The 6,909-nt window shown below is 39.5% G+C and carries 4 protein-coding genes; 2 read left to right on the top strand and 2 right to left on the bottom strand.

Annotated elements, in window-relative coordinates:
- Positions 1-81: 81 nt before the first annotated feature.
- Both H6G76_RS15570 and H6G76_RS15575 read right to left on the bottom strand, forming a co-directional pair.
- On the bottom strand, positions 82-1,113 hold the full coding sequence (locus tag H6G76_RS15570; protein ID WP_190702069.1) for a Gfo/Idh/MocA family protein: 1,032 nt from the start codon (positions 1,111-1,113) through the stop codon (positions 82-84).
- 828 nt (positions 1,114-1,941) lie between these two features.
- Positions 1,942-2,808, bottom strand: coding sequence for a thermonuclease family protein (locus tag H6G76_RS15575; protein WP_190702072.1), 867 nt, complete (start codon positions 2,806-2,808; stop codon positions 1,942-1,944).
- 388 nt (positions 2,809-3,196) lie between these two features.
- Between H6G76_RS15575 and H6G76_RS15580 the strand changes: the two genes are divergently transcribed.
- Both H6G76_RS15580 and H6G76_RS15585 read left to right on the top strand, forming a co-directional pair.
- Positions 3,197-6,223, top strand: coding sequence for an ATP-binding protein (locus tag H6G76_RS15580; protein ID WP_190702075.1), 3,027 nt, complete (start codon positions 3,197-3,199; stop codon positions 6,221-6,223).
- 11 nt (positions 6,224-6,234) lie between these two features.
- On the top strand, positions 6,235-6,858 hold the full coding sequence (locus H6G76_RS15585) for a response regulator (RefSeq protein WP_190702078.1): 624 nt from the start codon (positions 6,235-6,237) through the stop codon (positions 6,856-6,858).
- Positions 6,859-6,909 lie beyond the last annotated feature (51 nt).

A 6,909-nucleotide genomic window follows, 5' to 3' on the forward strand; every position in this document is an offset into this window, starting at 1 on the left:
ACTATGTAGGGAAGCCCCACCAATGCCGTCCTCTCTACACCCTTTTTCTTGACTATTGCCAACGCTGTTAAGTGTTTCGTGCTACGGATAAACAGGTTTGCCGCCTTGATTCAGAGATGCTGTTAAAGCCGTTAAAATTTGGACTAATTCGGTTCCTACCCAGCCTGATGAAACTACTGGGGGTTTATTGTGAAGTATACAGTTAATAAAGCGATCGCACACTCGCTGTAATGGTTCGCCTGGTTGCAATTCCAGCACTTCTCGGCTTTGATTAATAGGTAAAAAATGGTTTCCCTGACGTTCAAACTCACCATGTAGTAAGGTCAAGGGTGATGCAGCTAACATTTCATCAAAAATTAAGCTACCGAGACTACCCACAACTGCTAATCGTCGTTGTTTATCAGTATTAAGCCAGCACAGATGGATATATGCTTGAAAGTTATTTGGGTATGTCAGCGTTACCCAGACTAAATCTGCTAAACCCGATGGTGAATGGGGCTGTTGTTGACTTTCTTCACCTTGCAACCAAACTGTTCCTGTTGCTTGAACTTTTACAGGTACTTGACCCAACCAGTTATTAAAAATAGCAATATCATGAATCGCTAGATCCCAAAGCGCATCAACATCTTGCCGAACTGGCCCTAAATGAGTGCGAGAGGCATAACCATAGCGTAACTCACCTAATTTGCCCGCTTGAACTGCTGCTTGCCCGGCTTCAACTGCTGGGTGAAATAAATAGGTGTGGTCAACCATTAAAATTAAATGCTGTAACTGAGCTAATTGGCAAAGTTCGTGGCATTCTTTTGGGTCGAGAGTTAAAGGCTTTTCTGCTAAAACATGATATCCCTGGTTAAGGGCATCTTTGATTAAAGTATAGTGGGTTATAGCTGGTGTGGCGATCGCTACTGCTGTTAAATCTGGTATTTGCTGTAGCTCTGACCACTGCGTTGTTAATATTACATTTTCATCTAAGTTAAATTGCTGCTTAACTGCTGTCAATCTTTCCCAGTGAGGGTCTACTACTGCTACTACACTCACTTGGGGATGTACTAAAAAATTCCGCAGTAAATGTACGCCCCAACGCCCAACTCCAATAACGGCGATTTTCATCATTAGTAAATAGTTAATAATTAATAGTTGATCGTCAGCCCTAAATGAGCGATCGTCAATAGGTTATCGTAATTTTTGTTACATTTAGCTACAGCATAAAACTATAGGAATCCGGTTTGATTACTGAATATACTTGTGTAGTCAGGCAAGAGGCAACCCAAAAGAAGGTAAGTAACAATGTACTGATTTTTTGCAAAAATCAAATACTAATCCTATATAACAATTTAGGAGTAGAAGTGTGCGATCGCTATTTGGCTAGCGATATTAACAATACTCGTAAAAGCTCTAATTTCGGAAAATTCAGTACTGTATTTCTGACTTGGTTTGTTTTAGCCAAGCCATATCAATGGTTGTGAGATTCATTATCACGTATCTCTATTTCACGGTCGGGCTTAAGGCTTTTTTAAATACATATATATATAGTAATCCGTGTAAGAGATTTAAACAAATTTATTACCTATTGCCTACCTCCACAAGTAGTTTGTAAATTAAAGTTGGAGGTGCGCTAGGGTCTTTAGCAGAAGACTTTATTAATCGTTTATCCCGCCGGGGGAGAGTTGTATTCACCAATAATACGGCCTATTATGACGATTATTAATAAGCAGAAAATATTATTAAGAGAATACTAACAAGTGGCAGAGAAAACCTTTCAGACTATGGACGCTGAAAAAATTAAAAGCAAACAACAAGGTTTTTGATTCATCAGTCCTGGAAACCCATTTTTTGGACTAAAGTAAGGCATAGCTTTAGATTTATGCTTTGCTTCAGTGTGATTTAGTGTTAATGAAATGATACAAGCGATCGCCTGTATTATTTCATTAAAGACTTGCATTACTTTTCTAAGAACACTAAATCTTCCGGCTGAGTAGTTAACAGAATATTTTGACCATCAACTTTAACTACATAATCGAATCCAGTAACATGGCCTTCTGGCAAAATAATTAAACGGTCTTTAGTTGATTTTAAGTAAGCCAAAAATCCATCAAGTGAGACACTACCATCGTTAATTGCTAAATAGCTTAGAAGCCGACGGTACAGCTTGGGTAAAATAACAACGTTATCAGTTATAGTTTCTAATTCTTCTAAAATAAAACCCTCATTTGTTTTATCTAATGGCCATAAACCCTTATTTTCTTTACGCGCTTTGTCTGCAACAGTAGCTAACTCTTGACGAATATCAGGGTATAACTTGGAATAAAAGGTAGGATAAGCTAACCCCTTTGCCAACATATGATAGTTAGCACTCTTTTTAAGTAACGGTTTATCGAAATAAACATCACTACCATCTTCTACATCAGCATTACCTTTAAACGCAAAAGCTACACTTCTACCGTACACATCAGCAAATCGAGTCAGGATAAAACCAGGTACTTCTTCTGGCTGTGAAGCAGTCACGACTTCATTATCGTTGCGTGTAATCTTCTTAAATCCTAAAAACTTGAGCAACTCGCTAGCAGCACCATGAGCAAATTCTAATGGCTGGTGCTGTGTACTGATGCTGTCTCCTTTGGGGTTATAGTGGGTTTCTAATGTATCAACGCTGTCTAAGCGTAGTTGTACGCCTCCAGCGCGGTTCGTGCTAACTCGCGTTGGTAACTTTTCCCATAGGTTAGGGTTATTAGGATAGAAACGGATAGAATCTCCATCAGGAGCAGCTTTGATGACTTTGAATTTACCTTCAATCAAGGTCATTGCCATTTGTGTAGTTCCTTTGCTTGAATCAAAATGATTAGATTATGCCAAGAAGATAGAATTGCGATTGGCTTTTAGTAAAGATCAACACAACATCTTGGTGCTTTTACCAAAATTTTTGATTCTTTTTATAGCGTTACTCTATCTAATGAAGTACACTTCATCAAATAAAGGTATGTATCTTAGTGAAAGGTAAAAATGAAAGCATATTCCCTCGATTTACGCCAAAAAATTCTTGATACATATTTACAAAGGCGAAGATCACAACGTCAATTAGCCAAAAGATTTTGTGTAACTTTAAGCTTTATTGAGAAATAGTTAAAATCGTAACATATCTGTTGATATACCTTGTTTTAAAAGAAATTTTCTGACTTAATAAAAGTTAAGTTTTGAGATGCAACCATCAGACAAACTCAATATTACAGAATTTGTTACATCAGAACCGATTGATTTAACTAACTGCGATCGCGAACCGATTCACATTCCTGGACTAATTCAGCCACATGGAATATTGCTGACATTAAGTGAGCCACAACTGGAAATTTTACAAGTTAGTGAGAATATCGCACAATTATTAGGAATTACTGCGGAAAGCTTGCTTGGGCAACCACTCACTCGGCTATTGTCTCCAGCCAAAGTTAAAGAAATAGCTCAATCTCTGAAACACAGTAATTTGGAAGTATTTAGTCCTTTGGAGTTAAGAATTCATTCTGTCTCGACTTCAACAACGCAGCAAAAAATGCACTCGCAAAATTTTAAAGGCATTTTGCACCGCAGTGACGGAGTGTTAGTTCTAGAGTTAGAACCCAGTACAGTAACTAAAAGTAAGCAGCTTCTCAAGTTTTATCATCTTTTGAAACAGGCGATCGCTCAAATTCGCCAAACCGAAACATTCAATGATTTAGTCGAAACTTTAGTCAAGCAAGTAAGACAAATTACCGGATTTGATCGCGTCATGGTTTATCAGTTTGCCACTGACAATAGCGGAATTGTAGTTGCAGAAGATAAAGCTGAACATCTAGAAACTTATCTTGACTTACATTATCCAGCATCGGATATTCCCCAACAAGCTCGGCAGCTTTATTACGAAAATTGGCTACGCCTGATTCCTAATGCCAACTATCAGCCAGCAAAGCTAATTCCCACTGATAATCCCGTTAGCGGCACACCACTCAATCTAGGTAATGCTCATTTACGCAGCGTTTCACCTCTGCATATAGAATATCTGCAACATATGGGGGTGACTGCTTCCATGTCGATTTCCTTAATTAACGAGAAACGACTTTGGGGGCTGATAGCTTGCCACCATTACACTCCCAAGTATGTTGATTATGAAACGCGCAAAGCCTGTGAATTTCTTGGACAGTTTGCCTCAGTCGAATTAGTTTATCAGCAAGAACAAGATTTGAACCGCTATCGCTCCCAAGTTAAAGCGATTCAGGAGCAATTGCGACAGGCTTTTGGCCAAGAAGTTAGCTTTATTGAACCAGTACTACGGCGGAATGAAGTTGAACTATTAAATTTAGTTCACGCCCAAGGAGCCGCAATTATCTTAGATAACGAAGTTTCATTACTCGGTCAAACACCATCTAGCGATGAAGTTCAAGCATTGATGAGTTGGCTGTCCCAGCAAGAGCGTCAAGATTGGTTTGTGACTGATTCTCTTTCGCAACTCTACCCGCAGGCAAAAAAATTTGCAGCGATCGCCAGTGGGATTTTAGCGATTTCGATTATTCCACGGCAAAAATCTTATCATATTGTCTGGTTTAGACCAGAACAAATTCAAACGGTTAACTGGGCTGGCGATCCGCATAAACCTGTGTCTGTCTCGAACAATGGAGAAATGCGCCTGACACCGCGTAAATCTTTTCAACTTTGGAAACAAACAGTCCAAGCCACATCATTACCTTGGCAACCAGTAGAGATAGAAGCAGCTTTAGAAATGCGAAACACGTTTATGTTAGCAGTATTAGAATTTTCGCAGGTTGCCCTAGAACAAGCCGCAGAAAGAGCCGCGATTGCTAATCGTGCTAAAAGTCAGTTCCTCGCTAAAATGAGCCATGAACTGCGTACCCCGTTAAACGCCATTCTGGGATTTACTCAGTTAATGGCACGTACTGATGATACACCGAGCGAATTTCGTGAACATTTAAGCATTATTAGCCGTAGTGGAGAACATTTACTAACACTAATTAATGATGTGTTAGAAATGTCCAGGATAGAGGCAGGGCAATTAATTCTCACCGAAAGCTATTTTAATTTACATCGCTTACTAAGCTCTATCAAAGATATGTTTGCCCTCAGAGCTTCGGAGAAAGGATTAAATCTCACAACCCAATGGGATACTAATCTGCCCTGCTATGTCTACGGTGATGAAGCAAAACTTCGCCAAATCTTGATCAATTTGTTAGGCAACGCGATTAAGTTTACGACGAAAGGGACTATCACCTTACGAGTCCGAACTGTTTTATTAAGCGATTCTGCCACATCTCAAATACCAATCATCCTACATTTAGAAGTCGAAGACACAGGCTGCGGCATTGCCCCTACTGACATAGAATCCGTTTTTGAAGCTTTTATGCAAACACAACGGGGTCGCCATGCCCAAGGTACAGGTTTAGGTTTATCTATCAGTCGTCAGTTCGCGCGGTTGATGGGTGGTGATATTACAGTGCAAAGCACTTTGAACCAAGGCTCTACCTTTAAGAGTCAGGTATTACTGCATTTAGCCGACTTGGGAGATTTGCTAGAGCCAGAAGTAATCCACCATGTCATTGGTTTGGAACCCGGTCAACCCACTTACCGCATTCTTGTAGCAGAAGATGTTCTAGAAAATCGTCAATTGCTCATCAAGTTACTGCAATCAGTAGGGTTTGAGGTTTGTGCGGTAGAAAATGGGAAAGAAGCGATCGCTAAATGGTTAGAATGGCAACCGCACCTGATTTGGATGGATATTCAAATGCCTGTCATGGATGGTTACACAGCCACTCAACAAATCCGTGCTAACCAGGCAGGCAAAGATGTCGTAATTATTGCTCTGACGGCTTCTGCATTTAAAGAAGACCGGATTGCTAGTTTGCAAGCAGGTTGCAACGACCACTTGGCTAAACCTTTTACCGAAACGGCACTATTTGAGAAAATGGCACGTTACTTAGGAGTGCGCTATCTCTACGCGGAAGAAACCATATCAGAATTAAACAGCATAACTTCACAGCCAAAAGCTTTGACTTTCCAAGATTTACAGGTAATGCCATCAGAGTGGATTTGCCAGATGCATGAAGCAGCCCTGGATTTGAATGATATTAAACTTTACGAACTAATTGCCCAAATTTCTCCCCAGTCACAGCCCCTTGCAGATACGCTGAAATCTTTAGTCGATAACTTCCAGCTAGAAGCGATCGCTACGCTTACCCAATGTTAACTAAAACTTTTATGACTAGCTTACTTAAACCTGCATCTCAAACCAATATTTTGCTGGTAGATGACACTCCTGATAATCTACGTTTGTTAGCCAAAATTTTAGAATTACAAGGTTATGTTGTTCGCAAATCGCTCAATGGCAAAATGGCATTACAAGCTGCAAGTCGAGAACCACCAGATTTAATTTTACTCGACATTAATATGCCAGATATGAGTGGCTATGAAGTTTGCCAGCAGTTGAAAATTTTAGAAAAAACAAGTAATATTCCTATTATTTTTATTAGTGCGCTTGATTCAGTCAGCGATAAAATTCGAGCTTTTGAGATGGGAGGGCAAGATTACATTACTAAACCATTTCAAGAGTTAGAAGTACTAGCACGAATTAGACATCAATTGCTAATTCAACAACAACATCAAAGATTAGAACAGGAAATTCAAGAACGCCTACGTGCCGAAGCTCAAGTTAAGCTACTAAATCAAAATTTAGAGCTAACAGTAGAACTTCGCACTCAACAACTACAACAATCATTAAATTTTGAAGCCACACTTAAACGGATTTCTGATAAAGTTCGAGATACTCTTAACCCTTGCGGGGGGACAAAATGGTCTAGAATGCTTATCTTACAAAGAGTGTAGCAATTTGTGGTAAAAGAAAAAGAGCATTTATTCGCAATAAGCTCTATTTAA

This window comes from Nostoc sp. FACHB-152, assembly GCF_014697475.1.
In the GTDB taxonomy this organism is placed as follows: Bacteria; Cyanobacteriota; Cyanobacteriia; order Cyanobacteriales; family Nostocaceae; genus Nostoc_B.